General features: G+C 32.5%; 11 protein-coding genes and 1 pseudogene. 5 read left to right on the top strand and 7 right to left on the bottom strand.

Annotated elements, in window-relative coordinates; genetic code table 11:
- The first annotated feature begins 72 nt into the window (after nucleotides 1–72).
- From pdxH to FUA48_RS14325, 5 genes are all read left to right on the top strand, one after another.
- A complete protein-coding gene (gene pdxH, locus FUA48_RS14345) occupies nucleotides 73–717 on the top strand; it encodes a pyridoxamine 5'-phosphate oxidase (RefSeq protein ID WP_147584166.1) in 645 nt (214 codons plus the stop codon).
- 83 nt (nucleotides 718–800) lie between these two features.
- Nucleotides 801–1,325: a SixA phosphatase family protein gene (locus FUA48_RS14340; protein WP_129749741.1), complete on the top strand. Its 525-nt coding sequence runs from the start codon at nucleotides 801–803 to the stop codon at nucleotides 1,323–1,325.
- Nucleotides 1,288–3,411 carry a polyphosphate kinase 1 gene (gene ppk1 / locus FUA48_RS14335; protein WP_147584165.1) on the top strand — a complete coding sequence of 708 codons (2,124 nt, stop codon included), beginning with the start codon at nucleotides 1,288–1,290 and terminating at the stop codon, nucleotides 3,409–3,411. Before FUA48_RS14340 ends, ppk1 begins: the two co-directional genes overlap by 38 nt.
- Before the next feature lie 45 nt (nucleotides 3,412–3,456).
- Nucleotides 3,457–4,347 (top strand): Ppx/GppA phosphatase family protein, encoded by an 891-nt coding sequence (locus FUA48_RS14330; protein ID WP_147584164.1) that lies wholly within the window; start codon nucleotides 3,457–3,459, stop codon nucleotides 4,345–4,347.
- Nucleotides 4,334–4,873 carry an O-acetyl-ADP-ribose deacetylase gene (locus FUA48_RS14325; RefSeq protein WP_147584163.1) on the top strand — a complete coding sequence of 180 codons (540 nt, stop codon included), beginning with the start codon at nucleotides 4,334–4,336 and terminating at the stop codon, nucleotides 4,871–4,873. The genes FUA48_RS14330 and FUA48_RS14325 overlap by 14 nt, the downstream gene beginning before the upstream one ends.
- 129 nt (nucleotides 4,874–5,002) lie before the next feature.
- Here FUA48_RS14325 and lepB read toward each other — a convergent pair whose 3' ends face one another.
- The 7 genes and pseudogenes from lepB to FUA48_RS14290 all read right to left on the bottom strand — a co-directional run bounded on the left by lepB (nucleotide 5,003) and on the right by FUA48_RS14290 (nucleotide 14,925).
- Nucleotides 5,003–5,665 (bottom strand): signal peptidase I, encoded by a 663-nt coding sequence (gene lepB / locus FUA48_RS14320; protein ID WP_147584162.1) that lies wholly within the window; start codon nucleotides 5,663–5,665, stop codon nucleotides 5,003–5,005.
- A 9-nt stretch (nucleotides 5,666–5,674) separates the two neighbouring features.
- Nucleotides 5,675–5,941: pseudogene (locus tag FUA48_RS14315) on the bottom strand (DUF2400 family protein); the annotation flags it as partial.
- Between the two features lie 21 nt (nucleotides 5,942–5,962).
- A complete protein-coding gene (locus FUA48_RS14310; RefSeq protein ID WP_147584161.1) occupies nucleotides 5,963–7,666 on the bottom strand; it encodes a recombinase family protein in 1,704 nt (567 codons plus the stop codon).
- Nucleotides 7,667–7,671: 5 nt separating this feature from the next.
- Nucleotides 7,672–8,337: a recombinase family protein gene (locus FUA48_RS14305; protein ID WP_147584160.1), complete on the bottom strand. Its 666-nt coding sequence runs from the start codon at nucleotides 8,335–8,337 to the stop codon at nucleotides 7,672–7,674.
- A gap of 123 nt (nucleotides 8,338–8,460) precedes the next feature.
- Nucleotides 8,461–10,029 carry an HAD family hydrolase gene (locus tag FUA48_RS14300; RefSeq protein WP_147584159.1) on the bottom strand — a complete coding sequence of 523 codons (1,569 nt, stop codon included), beginning with the start codon at nucleotides 10,027–10,029 and terminating at the stop codon, nucleotides 8,461–8,463.
- A gap of 4 nt (nucleotides 10,030–10,033) precedes the next feature.
- Nucleotides 10,034–13,063 (bottom strand): type III restriction-modification system endonuclease, encoded by a 3,030-nt coding sequence (locus FUA48_RS14295; protein ID WP_147584158.1) that lies wholly within the window; start codon nucleotides 13,061–13,063, stop codon nucleotides 10,034–10,036.
- Complete coding sequence (locus FUA48_RS14290) at nucleotides 13,063–14,925, bottom strand: site-specific DNA-methyltransferase (protein WP_147584157.1); 1,863 nt, start codon at nucleotides 14,923–14,925, stop codon at nucleotides 13,063–13,065. The genes FUA48_RS14295 and FUA48_RS14290 overlap by 1 nt, the downstream gene beginning before the upstream one ends.
- Nucleotides 14,926–14,931: the final 6 nt, after the last annotated feature.

Here is a 14,931-nt window from a genome sequence, read left to right as displayed (position 1 = left end):
TAGATAAGATTAGCGATAATCAGAAAATAATTAAATTAGAGGAGGCTGCTTAGCCGGTAATACCCTTTTAATATGAAAGATTTAAGCAACTATAGGCGCTCTTATGAAAAGAGTGAACTAACTGAACAGAATTTACCTGAAGACCCAATCACTCTTTTTAAAACCTGGTTTCATGAGATAGAGGAGTTTGATGGTTCAGGAGAGGTTAATGCCATGACGGTATCTACCATAGGTAAAGATGGTTTTCCTAAAGCAAGAGTAGTGTTACTTAAGCAGTTTACCTACGAGGGTTTTATCTTTTATACTAATTACAATTCGGAAAAGGGAAGGGCGATAGAAGCCAATCCAAATGTTTGTCTGTCCTTTTTCTGGCAGGAAATGGAAAGGCAGGTAATTATTAAGGGTAAGGCAGAAAAAGTAGCTGAAAACCTTTCTGATGGATATTTTGAGAGCCGCCCGGCAGGAAGCAGGCTGGGAGCTATAGTTTCTCCGCAAAGTGAAGTGATACCTTCAAGAGATTATCTGGAAGGAAAACTACATGATCTTGAAAAAGAATACGCTGAAGGAGAAATTCCACGTCCTAAACATTGGGGAGGTTATATTGTTAAGCCTGTTGAAATTGAATTTTGGCAGGGAAGGCCAAACAGGCTACACGACAGGATAAGATATAAACTACAGGAAAATTTTAACTGGTTAACAGAAAGGTTAGCGCCATAATAAAAAATTAACAAAATGTTTGTATTTTATTATGTTAATTTTTCAGATATTTAATATATAGATATTAATTAAAATGCAGGCTCATGAAAAACTTGATATTAATCCGTCATGCTAAATCTAGCTGGGATGCCCCTCTAATAGACAAGGACAGGCCGTTATCTAAACGCGGAATTAACGATGCTCATCTGGTAGCTAATAAAGTTTCCGGATATTTACCTAAAACTTTCCTCGTTTGGTCAAGCTCAGCACAAAGGGCTAAAAATACAGCCTACATTTTTGCAGAAAGCCTTTCTATCCCCATAGATAACATAATCTTTAACGACGACCTTTATACTTTTGAGGTAAGAAAGCTTGAGAAAATCATAAAAAGTTGTGATAACAAATATGATAACCTAATTCTTTTTGGACATAACGAGGCGATTACTAATTTTGTTAATATCTTTGGGAACATTACCATAGATAATGTGCCTACTTCGGGATTTGTTTCAATGTCATTTAATACAGATGATTGGAACGTTATCGAAAAAGGTACAATAGAACAAACCGTTTTTCCAAGCGAATTAAAAAAGTATGATCCACCACCACACACCGGTGAACCGGTATATTGATAGGGAAAAAAGCTGGCTTGCATTTAATGCGAGGGTACTGCAGGAAGCTGCAGACGAAAAAGTCCCTTTATTAGACAGGCTTAGATTTTTAGGAATATTTTCAAATAATTTAGACGAATTTTTCAGGGTTCGGTACGCTGCTGTAAGACGTTTGAGTCTTGCAGGGCAAACCGGCGAAAAGATACTTGGAGGTATATCTGCACAGCAACTGCTTAAGGATATTACCGAGATTGTTATTGAACAGCAGTCTGAAAGTTTAAGGATATTAAGTGTTATAGAGCAGGAACTTCAGCAGGAAAACATTTATATCATAAACGAAACAGAAGTATCTAAAGAACAGCAAAACTTTATAAAGGACTTTTTTATACAGAAGGTAAGTCCTGAGCTGGTTACCATTATACTTAATGATCTAGATGAGTTTCCGCTTCTTAAAGATGCGGCAGGATATCTTGCGGTTAAACTTGTAATACCGCCAAAGGAAAAGAAAATTACTGAAGGAGAGCCTGTTAATTTAGAACCCGAAGTACGTTACGCTGTTGTTGAAATGCCTAAAACCATTAACCGTTTTGTGGTATTGCCTTCTAATAACGAAAAACAGTATATCATTCTCTTAGACGATGTAATTCGCTACAACCTGTATAGTATTTTCAATATCTTTAATTATGAAAGCATTTCGGCTCACATGATTAAAATCACCAGAGATGCTCAGCTCGAGATTGATAGTGATCAGAGCAAAAGTCTTATGGAGAAAATATCCAAAGGTGTTAAGGAAAGAAGGATTGGAGAGCCTGTTCGATTTGTATACGATCAATCCATTGAAAAAGATACATTAAACTTTTTCCTTACCAGAATGGGTATCGATGCTACCGATAGTATTATTCCGGGTGGGCGTTACCATAACAGGAGAGATTATATGAGTTTCCCTAACCTTGGCAGGTATGATTTACTGTACAAGCAAAACACTCCTTTACCTATACCTGGGCTTAGCCTGGAAGGAAGTATACTGCAAAAGATTAAACAAAAGGATTATTTGTTAAACGCTCCATATCAATCCTATTCTTATGTTATTAAGTTTTTAAGGGAAGCAGCGTTAGATCCTAAGGTTGTTTCTATTAAGATAACATTATATAGGCTGGCTAAGAATTCGCAGATTGTGAGTTCCCTTATCAATGCTGCTAAAAACGGTAAGAAAGTAACGGTTCAGATAGAACTTCAGGCACGCTTTGATGAGGCGAGTAATATCTCTTATTCTGAACAGATGCAAAGGGAAGGTATCAACCTTATTTTTGGTGTAAAAGGATTAAAAGTACACAGCAAAATATGTGTTATCGAGAGGATTGAAAAAGGTAAATTTAAACGCTACGGATTTATATCTACGGGTAACTTTAACGAGTCTACCGCTAAAATTTATACCGATGTAACTTTGTTTACTTGTCATCAGCAAATATTAAAGGACGTAAACAAAATATTCGACTTTTTTGACGTAAATTACAGGGTACACAGGTACAAACATTTGTTTGTTTCGCCCCATTATACAAGGTCTAAGTTTTATAAACTGATAGACAGGGAAATACTTAATGCTATAGCAGGAAAAGAAGCTTACATTAAACTTAAGATGAACAGTCTTACAGATTATAAAATGATTGATAAGCTGTATGAAGCAAGCAGGGAAGGTGTAAAGGTTCAGCTTATAATAAGAGGTATATGCTGTCTTATTCCGGGAGAGGAAGATATGAGCGAGAATATTGAGGCAATTAGTATTGTTGACAATTATCTTGAACACTCAAGGGTTTATATATTTGGTAATAGTGGCGATCCTGAGGTATTTATATCATCTGCTGATTTTATGACACGTAACTTGGATGAGAGGGTAGAGGTAACGTGTCCTATCTATGATGCCGATATAAAACAGGAGCTTATAGATACTTTTGAAATAGGGTGGAAAGGTAATGTAAAGGCAAGGCTTCATTCAGAAAATCTTGAGAATAAATACAGAAAACGCCCTCATGAAAAAGTATTCAGGGCACAACTTGAAACATATAACTATTATAGGGATATGCTTGAAGTGATTTACGAACAATTATAATTAGATTCTGAGGTTGTAAATGAAAGACCTTAGTAACTGAAGAGAATGATTAACATAAAAAAATATGCTGCTATCGATATTGGATCTAATGCCATGAGGCTATTAGTGTGTAATATTGTGGAGCAGGAAGGGAAACCTACACAATTTAATAAAAGTTCATTAGTACGTGTTCCTATCCGTTTGGGGCAGGATGCCTTTACAGTTGGTGAGATTGCAGATGAGAGTATAGAGCGAATGATTGACGCTATGAAGGCCTACAAGCTACTAATGAAGGTGCATAAAGTAGAACGTTATATGGCATGCGCTACTTCTGCTATGAGAGAGGCTTTTAACGGAAAAGAAGTAGCCGATCTTATTGAACAGGAAGCAGGAATTAAAATTGATATTATAGATGGTAAAAAGGAAGCTGCTATTATTGCTTCAACCGATTTACATGCTTTTATAAAACCCGACCAAACCTATCTTTTTGTTGATGTAGGTGGTGGTAGTACAGAGTTTTCATTGTTTGATAACGGAAAAATTGTTGCTTCAAAATCGTTTAAGAACGGTACCGTACGTTTACTAAACAATATGGTTAACGAACTGGTTTGGGTTGAGATTGAAAAATGGATAAAGACCGTTACCGAGCCTTATGAAACCATTACGCTTATAGGTTCCGGAGGTAACATAAATAAATTGTTTAAACTATCAGGTAAAAAACAGGACTTACCATTATCCTATTTCTATATAAATTCTCAGTACCAGTTTTTAAATACGCTTACTTATGAGCAGCGTATTTCTGAACTAGGACTAAACCCTGACCGTGCTGATGTGATTATTTATGCTACCCGTATTTACCTTAATGCTATGAGATGGAGTGGTGCACGTAATATTTATGTTCCTAAAATAGGTCTTTCAGACGGTATTGTTAAAGCTATGTACTATGGTAAGATATAATGATGGTAAAATAGAACTGATAAAAGGGGATATTACCAAAATTGAGGCAGATGCCATAGTTAATGCAGCTAATACATCTCTTTTAGGAGGTGGAGGTGTTGATGGCGCCATACATAGAGCAGGAGGGAAAGAAATACTGGATGCCTGTGTTGCTATTAGAAATAAACAGGGGAATTGTAAAACAGGAGAGGCTGTAATTACTACAGCAGGAAAGCTACCCGCTAAATTTGTTATACACACCGTCGGCCCGGTATGGAATGGAGGAAAAAAGAAAGAAGAGCAACTACTTCAAAATTGTTATATAAACAGTTTGCAGTTGGCCATAGATAATCATGTAAAGACTATTGCTTTTCCAAACATAAGTACCGGAATTTATCGTTTTCCGAAAGATAAGGCTGCCTCATTAGCTATAGCAAGTGTAAAATACTTTTTAAAGAATCACGAATCAATTGATAAGGTTATATTTGTTTGTTTTGATGATGAGAGCTTTGATTTATATCAGCAAATTTTAAAATTTGAAGAGTAAATGGAAACAAGGATAAGTAACTTTTCTTTTGGTATAGGTATGTGGCAATTATTTTGTATACTATTGCTCCTGCTTTTTGCAGTAGGTATATTTTTTCTTGTAAGATTTGTTGTAAAAAAAAATGAGAAATTAATCGATTATAGTTGCTTTGATATCTCTTTTATCAATTAATCCGATATACCTAGAATCCATAGCATTATCTCTGTTATCACCCATAACAAATAATTTATTGACAGGGATGATTATAGGACCAAAATTATCTTTATTCCAGTTCTTTCCAAAAGTCTCAACGATAAATTTGTCGGGGATACTATCTAGCTTTCTTTTAAAAGGAAATTTTGCTTTGTACATAATACGATCTTCAGCGCTAGTAATTAAGTATTTATTATTAAGTAAAGCAGGATAGGCTTTTTGTGAAAAATAATCTTTTTCATTTTCAGGAAGCTTTTTTATTTCTTCAATATCAATTAAGTAATTATGCTGAAGATTATAGTCCTTATCGAAATTTATCCCATTACGAAATAAAACGCCATCCCTAATTTCAAGAGTATCATTTTCTACTCCTACAAGTCTAAAAAAGCAGGAACCATACTCACATTTATAAATAATAAAATCTCCGACTTCTGCTTTTTTCAGACTCGTAGCGAAGAAAGTATCTCCTAATTTTATTGTAGGCTCATTACCACTAGTAGGTACATTATATAGATTTATTATTCCCAGTACCCTACATACAATGAGTAAAAAGAAAATAGTACCTAAAAAAATACCTGTAAATAAAAGTCCTTTTTTCATTGTGAAAATTTAAAATCCTTCAAATACACCTAATCCAAAAAGAGCGAAGTCATATTTAACCGGGTCAGTTGAATCTAACAGTCTTAATTGTGTATCCAGCTCCAACAGAGCTTTTGCATCATTTTGTTTTCTGTTCAATAAACCAAGTTTACGTGCTACATTTCCGGAATGCACATCAAGAGGGCAGGAGAGATGAGATGGGGAAATGTTTTTCCAAATACCTAAATCAACACCCGCATTATCATTTCTAACCATCCAGCGTAAAAACATGTTGATAAGGGTAATTAATGCGGTATGTTAATTAAATTTAACTAGCTCGTCTTTAGAAAGATTCACTTGATGTCCTGCCATAATAGAAACTGATTCATAACCAGAAAAATCAGCAGGAACTTCTTCTTTATTCAAATATTCATAAAGTTCTTTATCTTGATATTCTTCCTCTTTATTTGTAAATCCTTCTCTATGATGCTGAGCCCAAAACCATTTCATTAATTGGTGATTAGTAGTAAAAAGGGATATATCCCCAAAATGCTTATACTCCAACATCAAGATAAAATAACCTCCTTTTTCTTGTTTAAAATGTCCTACTTTAATACTCTCAATCAAACTATGAATTGACGCTTTAACCGTATCAAAACCTTGATTGATTTCAAATCCTTCAACTATATTATTAAAATGTGTTAGTGAAAAGTTAGATTCCATTTCACTTATTTCTTCTTTAAGTTTTTTTACTTTACTATTAAGTATAGTTTTTTTCTCTTTTGCTTTTTTAAATTGAAATACAAAAGTCTCATCATCTTCAACTTCATCAGCTACTAAAAGCATACGTTCAATACGTTTATTTATCTTTTGTAATTCTTCCTGCGAATTAGCCAATTTTAATTTGACCCCATCTATTCTTGATTCAGAAACAGGTCTTGAGCTATTTAATAACTCCTTAAGTGTTTTAGACTGAAATAAATGTTTTATAACAAAAGTTTCAAGTTTTTCAATATTCATACCTCTACAATTCATCCCTCCTCCACATTTATATGCTGAATCTTTACCTTTTTCACGCTTTTTTCCACGCATTTTCTTTCCACAATTCTCACAAGTAATCAATCCATTAAGCAAATATTTGTATTCTTCTCTTTTACCAACCTTCTTCTTGTTTGAAGAAAGATTTTCAATTACTTTATCATAAAATTCAGGTTCAATTATTATAGGTGAATCTATTGTAATTTGATTTTCTTTACCATGATTAAATACTCTAACTCCTTTATAAATCTTGTTCTGAATAATACCAGAAATTACATTCCCGCGCCATTTTATTGAACTTTTATCAAATGTAGTTTCTTCTTTAGTATATTTATCAACTTTTGTTATTTGACCGTTATACTTATTATAACGAGTTGGAATATTTTCTCTATTTAAAATATTAGCTATAGTATACGCTCCATTTCCTTCTAAAGAAAGCTTAAAAATTCTTTTTACAATAATACTTTCTTCCTCATCTATAACTAATTTTCCATCTTCACCTTTCTTATAACCGTAGGCGGTAAGGCCAATAGCTTTTTTTTGAGTAATTCTTTGAATAAAACTATCTTTTACTTTTTTGCTTGTCCTTCGGGCAAAGCTGGCATTCATAACAGACATTATATTTGTCATTACCCTCATATCTTCATCCTCAAGGTCGAAACGAATATTACCAGTATAAAAAGCAATTTTGTACTTTACTACTAATGTTTGAAAGTCAAACCATAATGTTTCACTGCGTTCAAACCTTGATTGGTCAATAACCCATACAGATGTAATTTTTTTAGCTTCAATATCTTTAAACATTTCATCTAATGCATCCCTATCATCAACACCTTTTTGACCACTTATACCTTTATCTACATAATATTTAAATGTTAAACCGTTTTTAGCTGCAAATTCAGCTCCTTGTCGTTGTTGAGTAGCAATTGAAGTATCAACTCCCTCTTCTTTCTTCTTCGATATTCTACAATATATAGCTAACATAAATATTATATTGATGATTTGTAAAGGCGGTGAACTGTAGTGGATAAAAATTGTTTTCCATATCTTGTTTTGAAGTTGAGCTCGTTAAGATATTCAGCAATCTGGCGAAAAGTCATTCCTTTTTCCTTACAGCTTTGAACTATAGATTTGGCTTGTCTGTTTCTATCATTATTCAAAGCATTCTTCTTAATGGTTTCTATACCTTTACAGCGTGCTTCTTGAGTAAGATTACTTGGATTGCCAAGCTTTATTCCTTTTTTCTTCAACTCGGCTAAAGATTGCTTAGTCCTTGAACTAATTAACTTTGCTTCTTGCTCTGCCAACGCACTAAAAATATGTATAGTAAAATTATTAGCAGAAGGCATATCAACTGCTAAAAATTCGATTCCAGAATCCATAAGGTTTGAAACAAAGCTAACATTACGGGCCAAACGGTCTAGTTTAGCAATGACTAACACAGCCTTTTTATCCTTGGCCAACTGAATAGCTTTTTTTATTTCTACACGTTCGCGTTTATTGGTTCCCGTTTCAACTTCCGTGAAGTCTTCCAAGACAGCCCCATCCTGAGATTTCACATATTTTTCTACGGCACTTTTTTGTGCTGCTAAGCCCAGTCCGCTTAAACCTTGTTCCTTTCGACTCACCCTATAATACGCGATGTAATTTTTCATAATGCTTCTTTTTAGGTTGTAACAAATCACAAACGACCGTTTAAGGTTTGTTACAACGATGAAGCGAATGTAATATCCTGGAATTTAATGCACAATAAAAATTATAATTATCCAGGAATATTATTAGTCTGTTTTATGTTCTTCGAGCTTTTTTATAAGTGAACTATTTTCTACTTTTAAACTATCGCATAGTTTTTTCTGTTTAATTCCCTCTTGCTCTAAGTGTATATTATCTTCAAGTAAACGTTCTATTTTATTTTTCATCACTTTTTCTTCTGAAAAATTTGACTTAAAAAAGAATGATGAAATAAAAAAGATTAAAAAAACAAATATCAAAGGAAAATAAAAGGAATAAAATCTTCTACTGGAATTTAAATTAATACTTAAAAATGTTTTAAAAGAACTATTTTTTAAAAAAGGAAAAAGATAGAACTTATAATTACTTTGTCTGGAAATAGAATTACTAAGTCCTAATTCTGGAAATACAGTATACCATTTATTCTCTATCGTTGAAGCCTGAATTGATGCTCCAATTAAATATTTATGATACCAAAATTTATCCATAAAATAAAAGCACCATATTATTAAAATTCCAATAGGACTAATAATCGTAAGAGCATTTAAATTTAAAGAGAATAATTTGATAAAAATATTTTCTTTGATTATGTATCCAAGCGTGGCCACAATAAAAGTAAAAGCCGTTAAAGTCAAATTTCTAATCCTGAGTGCGATATCATTAAAGTGTTGTTGCACTTTAACGATATCACTCCAAGCATTAATTACTTGTGGTAATAAGTTTCTATCTAACTTATATCTGTATGCTTCAAATGCAAAAAAATTAAAAAGCTCAGAAAAAGATGTGTTTAAGGTGTAATCAGGGGTAATTACATCATTTTTATGCTTCTCATGATTTTCAATTTCTCTTTGAACATCCTCTTGTGTCCAATGTGTAACTTCTCTTAATAAAGTATATTTCTCATCTTCTATTTCACTACCATATTTTGCATATACGCTTGTAATTCCTGCATCGATAGCCATTCTAACATCTCTATCGATTTTATCCCCAATGTAAATTGCTTGATTAAAAGGAACTTTAAAGTCTCTTAAAATGATTCCTAAAATTTCACTATTAGGTTTTTTTACTGTTTTAGATAAATATCTTATTTCTGTCTTTTGAGGCTCCCAGTATTCTTCACTATAAACTTTTCCAACACTTTGTGGAACACCTGTATCTAAAGGAGTATAAATGCAATCAAATAAGCCATCTAACCCTAAATGTTTAATTCTATATTTTGTAAAAAATGCATTCGACTCAGTAAAGCCAATTATCAAGACTCCTTTAGATTTTAATAATTCTAATGATTCTAAAACACCATCATATAACTTTAAGTTTAACTTCTTATCAGAGTTATACTGATGTAAGATGCTCTTTTTGCCTCCTTCTTTAGCTGTGATTTTTGCTTTATTTAAAGCATTTAAAGTATTAAGTTCTTCAAATGCAAAAGACACCTCTGTTGTATTATACTTTTGATGTAATTTTTTAAAATCAGCTTTTAATTCATTTTCGGGAATATTAAAATCCTTTTGAATTGTAGTATAATAAGGATGGAAAGAATTGTACCACATGGTTAACCAATCCCAAATAGTATCATCTAAATCAGTGACTACACAACTTTTAATGCTTTTTTCCATAATATTATTTATTCAATGCATAATCTTCAACATCAGTCATATTGGTTGCAACAATCATTTTACTACCAATAGCATCAAAATGACGTTTTCCGCATTTTATCTTACCAGCTTCTTTTGGTCTTAAATCAAATAAGCCTGTACTTCCTTTAGACTCAACAACAAAGAATAGCTTTTCTTCATCTTGGTCTTTCCACATAATTGCCCAGTCTGGATTATAGGTCCCTAGTGGTGTTTCAATTTTAAACCATTCGGGTAATTTAGCGTATACAGAAATATTTTCACTATTTTCAAACTCTTTAGTTAAATCAGACTCTACATTAGAATCATAAACTACATAGTTGTAAGGAGATTTTGAACTCTCTTTCAAATTACTCTTTAAATAGCCAAATAGCTCTTTGTTTTCAAAAAGTTCCTGACTATAATATTCCGTATCTCCAATTTTTTTATAACTGATACCATCAATTATATGCAGGTTCATTTGTTCGTTAATGATATCAATACATCCCTCAATGAATTTTTGAGGATTACTTTTAAAATAATCTAGCTTATCACAGCCTGTCAATATCTGGACAATTGATTTTCTGGTAAGCTGAGTTTCATTTTGAAGATAACTTACAATATCAGGTAACCTTTCAACTTCATCATTTATACTAACTGTTTCACTGTTTGGACTTACAACTCCATCGACACCACCTGCATTAATAGTAATTGCTGCCTTGGTATAAATAAGTTTACCTCTGGCAATTTTTAAACGGTCATTTATGGCATTAATACATTCCTTTACTAAAGTCTCAGAATCAAAGTTTACAGAAAATGTAGTTTTAAACTTCACTTTTTCCCATAGTTCTCTAAACTCAGGACTATCAAGAACTCTTTTATTAACAGCAACTTTCTTTTTGTCAGCTTGATTTTTAATTTCAAGTTTACCAGTCGTTTCTTTTAAGGTGTTTAATATTTGATTAAAAATATGTTCTTTTTCTTTGAACTCTTCTGGAATATCAACATTTTCAGCCTTTAAGTCAATTTTTAATTTATCCTGTACTTTACCTTTTATATCTATATAGCCATGATTAATAAAGTGATTAAATAGCTCTTCTGATTTTTGTTGTCCGAGATAAAGAATATGTTCTTCATTGATTTCAACTACAATATTACTAAAGCTATGTGTTTCCAGAATACCGAATTTGATACCTGTTTCAGCTTCAATCTCTTTTTGTAAATTATCAACAAACTCTACATATGTCTCAGAGGCCATTACTGTAAGCGTATTAATGTCATGTCCATAAACACGCTCTCCCTGCTGGTTAACACATAAACGTAATCCACGACCTATTTCCTGTCTTCGTCTTATCTCAGAGCCCCCAGCATCTTTTAAAGTACATATCTGGAATACATTTGGATTATCCCATCCTTCTTTAAGGGCAGAATGGGAAAAAATAAAACGTAAATTGGAATCGAAACTCAAAAGTAACTCTTTATCACGCATAATGAGATTATAAGTGTCTTCATCAGCATTAGTATTCCCTTTAGTATCTTTAAAGTATTCGTATTTATCTTTTTTATTTGAGGCCTTAGCTTTTTTATCAATCGAAAAATAACCATTATGCACTTGAGAAGCATCTATATCATCATCGGTTATTTCGCCAAATAAACTTACATACTTGGGTTTAGTTATTAGCTTTTTATATTCTCTTTCAAATATTTCGGCATATTCACCATTGCTTTCATTTCCATCTTCATCATACTGCCTGTATTTATTCACATTATCAATGAAAAACAGAGAAAGCACCTTTATTCCTTGAGGATTAAGTACAATTTCCTTATTTAAGTGTTCTTCAATTGTTTTACGAATTAATGCAGTTTTTATCTGCTTATCATCAACATTACCTATTGCTTCACCCAATCGTAATATTTCATCTTTACTGGTAAAATCAATATACTCATTACCAGCAACAGCATGTATATCTTTTATAATATATCCTTCATATTCTGTCCTGTCAGTAATTTGCTCAAGGTCGTAGTTTTGTTTTACCTGTAGTGTCTTTCTTGAAATACTGCCATTTTTAAAAATATCCAGCTCTACTTTAGCAATAGGAAAACCTTTAGAAACTTTTACCTCTACTAAACGGATATAAGCATTGTTATTTATACCCTCTGTTTGAACAGAACCCACCTCTATTTGTTTTACCAGCTTCTTTTCATAAGCATCTACAGCATCCAGCTTGTACATCATATTGATTTTTTCATCTTTACGGTGCGTAGCGGAATATTTAATAGTGGCTAACGGATTAAGGTTTTTAATAGCCTTTTTTCTCGTGTTTGTACTAATAGTTGTTTGCGGTTCATCGATAATTACTACGGGATTGGTATTTTTAATCAAATCCAATGGTTTGTAACCTAATGAATCATTATACCTGTGAATAATATTGGCTGCCTTTTTTTCATCGTCGGGATTATCAAAACTTTTAGCAAAAGCATCAATGTTAATAACCATTATTTCAAGTCGGTCATTAGTTGCAAAATCACGGACCTCATTTAATTTACTGGAATCATAAATGAAAAAGTTGTAATTAACATTATCATACAGTTCTTTTAAATGCTCTTTTGTAATCTGTAATGACTTGTAAACCCCTTCTTTTATAGGAATAGATGGTACAACAATAATGTGCTTGGAAAAGCCATACTTTACATACATTTCCAAAATGGTACGTAAGTAAACATAAGTTTTACCAGTACCCGTTTCCATCTCTACAGTAAAATCAAGATGGTTCCTGTCTATATCGCTCCTTGTTGAAGGTTTTAGTCCATTAGATAATTGTATACGTTGTACATTCTCTATTATTTGTCCCTCTGTTAATAGCAAGCGGTTACCATATCCTATTTCGGTAAACTCCATGCTCTTTTGCTTAGCCAGAAATTCAGGAGAATATACTGTAAAATTTGAATCGCATTTTTCCTGACCGCTAAATATATCAACAATAGCCTCAATAGCATCCTGCTGGTAGTTTAACGAACTGTCAAATTGTATTTTCATTATATACTTTTGATTTCGTTAATACCAAAGCGTTTTAAGGTTTGTACTGCATTGGTTTTCTCTACATCGGTAAAACCAGAATCTTTAAATATTACCCTGCAAACTTCGGGGTTCAATTCTTCTTTCCATTTACCAATACCTTCGGCTACTTTATTGGTTATGTTATCAGCAAGACAAATAAATAATGCTCCATAGCCAACACTAAATACATTTTTACCTTCAATCAAATTTTCTTCAATAGGTAAGGTAAGGTCAAGACCATATTTAAGAAGAATCTCAAACAAAACATCTTCTTCTGTACGGTCAGTTTTTATATTATCCTGTGAATCAAAAAGGTTTTGTTCGAGATTTTCAGGGTTACCATCCCAGCCTTTAATATTACTGCTATCTAATTTCAATACTTTAAAGCCTGAATGTACTGTTTTATAATCTTGATTACTTAAATAGACTTTTTTTATTCTATCTTTTGCAATATCAGTAATTTTCTTATAACCTAATGAAATGGCATTTTTTCCTTCTTCTGATTTTGAATCAATATCTTCTGGTAATTGAATGCATATAAATTTTAAGTTTAAACCTTGTTCTAACATAAACTCTATACCCGCTTGAAAAGTAGTCGCTGAACCAGAAAAAAAATCAAGAACTATATCCCCAGTTTGAAGTGAAAAGCCTAACAATTCTTTTATCAACCCAAGGGGTTTAGGATGTGAAAAAACTTCCTTCCCAAATAATTTCTTTATGCTATTACTCCCGTCACTATTAGTTCCCAATTCCGACCAGATAGAGTTTCGTAAAAAAATAGTTCTAGGTTTTTTACCCTTGGGTAATCTCTGTTTAAAATGTACATTCCAAACTCCTTTGTTTTGAACAAATCTTACTTCACCCTCACTTAAATCCTGTAAAAATCTTTCTTCACTTCTTAACCAACTAATTCTATTACCTAAATCATCAAACTCCAAAATGGAACCGTCTGGACAAGTAATCGAATAGAATTGTTTTCCAGATTTTCTTTTAAATGTGTCCCAGAAATATTTACCTTTTTCATCTTCCTCTTTATATCTTTTTAAATATTCTGGCTTATATGGCTCAAATAAGTCATGAAGAGCTGTTTCATTTTTACAATACATTATAACATACTCATGCTCGACAGCTACATATTTGGCATCATTTCCTCCACCTTTTTTATTTTGCCAGACAAAATCAGCAATGTGATTAGATTCACCAAATATCTCATCGCAAATGATTCTCAATTTACTGTTCTCAATCTCATCAATACTTATAAATATAACACCATCTTCTTTCAAGATATTTCTTGCCAATAGCAACCTTGGATACATCATGTTGAGCCAGTTAGAATGATAGCGGCCGTCATTTTCGGAATTGGTTGTAAGCTTATTACCGACATCATCAACTTGACCTGTTACTTGCTGATAGTTTTTCAGATTATCTTTATAATTATCTTTATATACAAAGTCTTTACCAGTATTGTAAGGTGGGTCTATATATATCATTTTAACTTTACCAGCATAACTTTTTTGTAGTAGCTTTAGAACTTCTAAGTTATCACCTTCTATATAGAGATTTTGAGTAGTATCCCAATCTACACTTTCTTCTTTAGCTGGCCTTAAAGTACCTGTACTTGGTTTATGAGCTTCTCTTCGAGCCTGTGCTTTACCTGCCCAAGTAAAACGGTAGTATTCTTCCCCTTCTTCAATTTCATTACCTAATATATCCTGTAGCACTTTAAAATCAATTTTTCCCTCGGTCACTACCTCAGGGAAAAGTTCTTTTAAACGAGATATATTTTCATTAACTATATCTAAACTTTTGGTAAGTTCATTACCGTTCTTAATTTGTTCCATTCTTAA

The sequence above is a fragment of the Flavobacterium alkalisoli genome, from assembly GCF_008000935.1.
Lineage (GTDB): Bacteria > Bacteroidota > Bacteroidia > Flavobacteriales > Flavobacteriaceae > Flavobacterium > Flavobacterium alkalisoli.
This window is presented reverse-complemented; position numbering and strand designations above follow the sequence as displayed.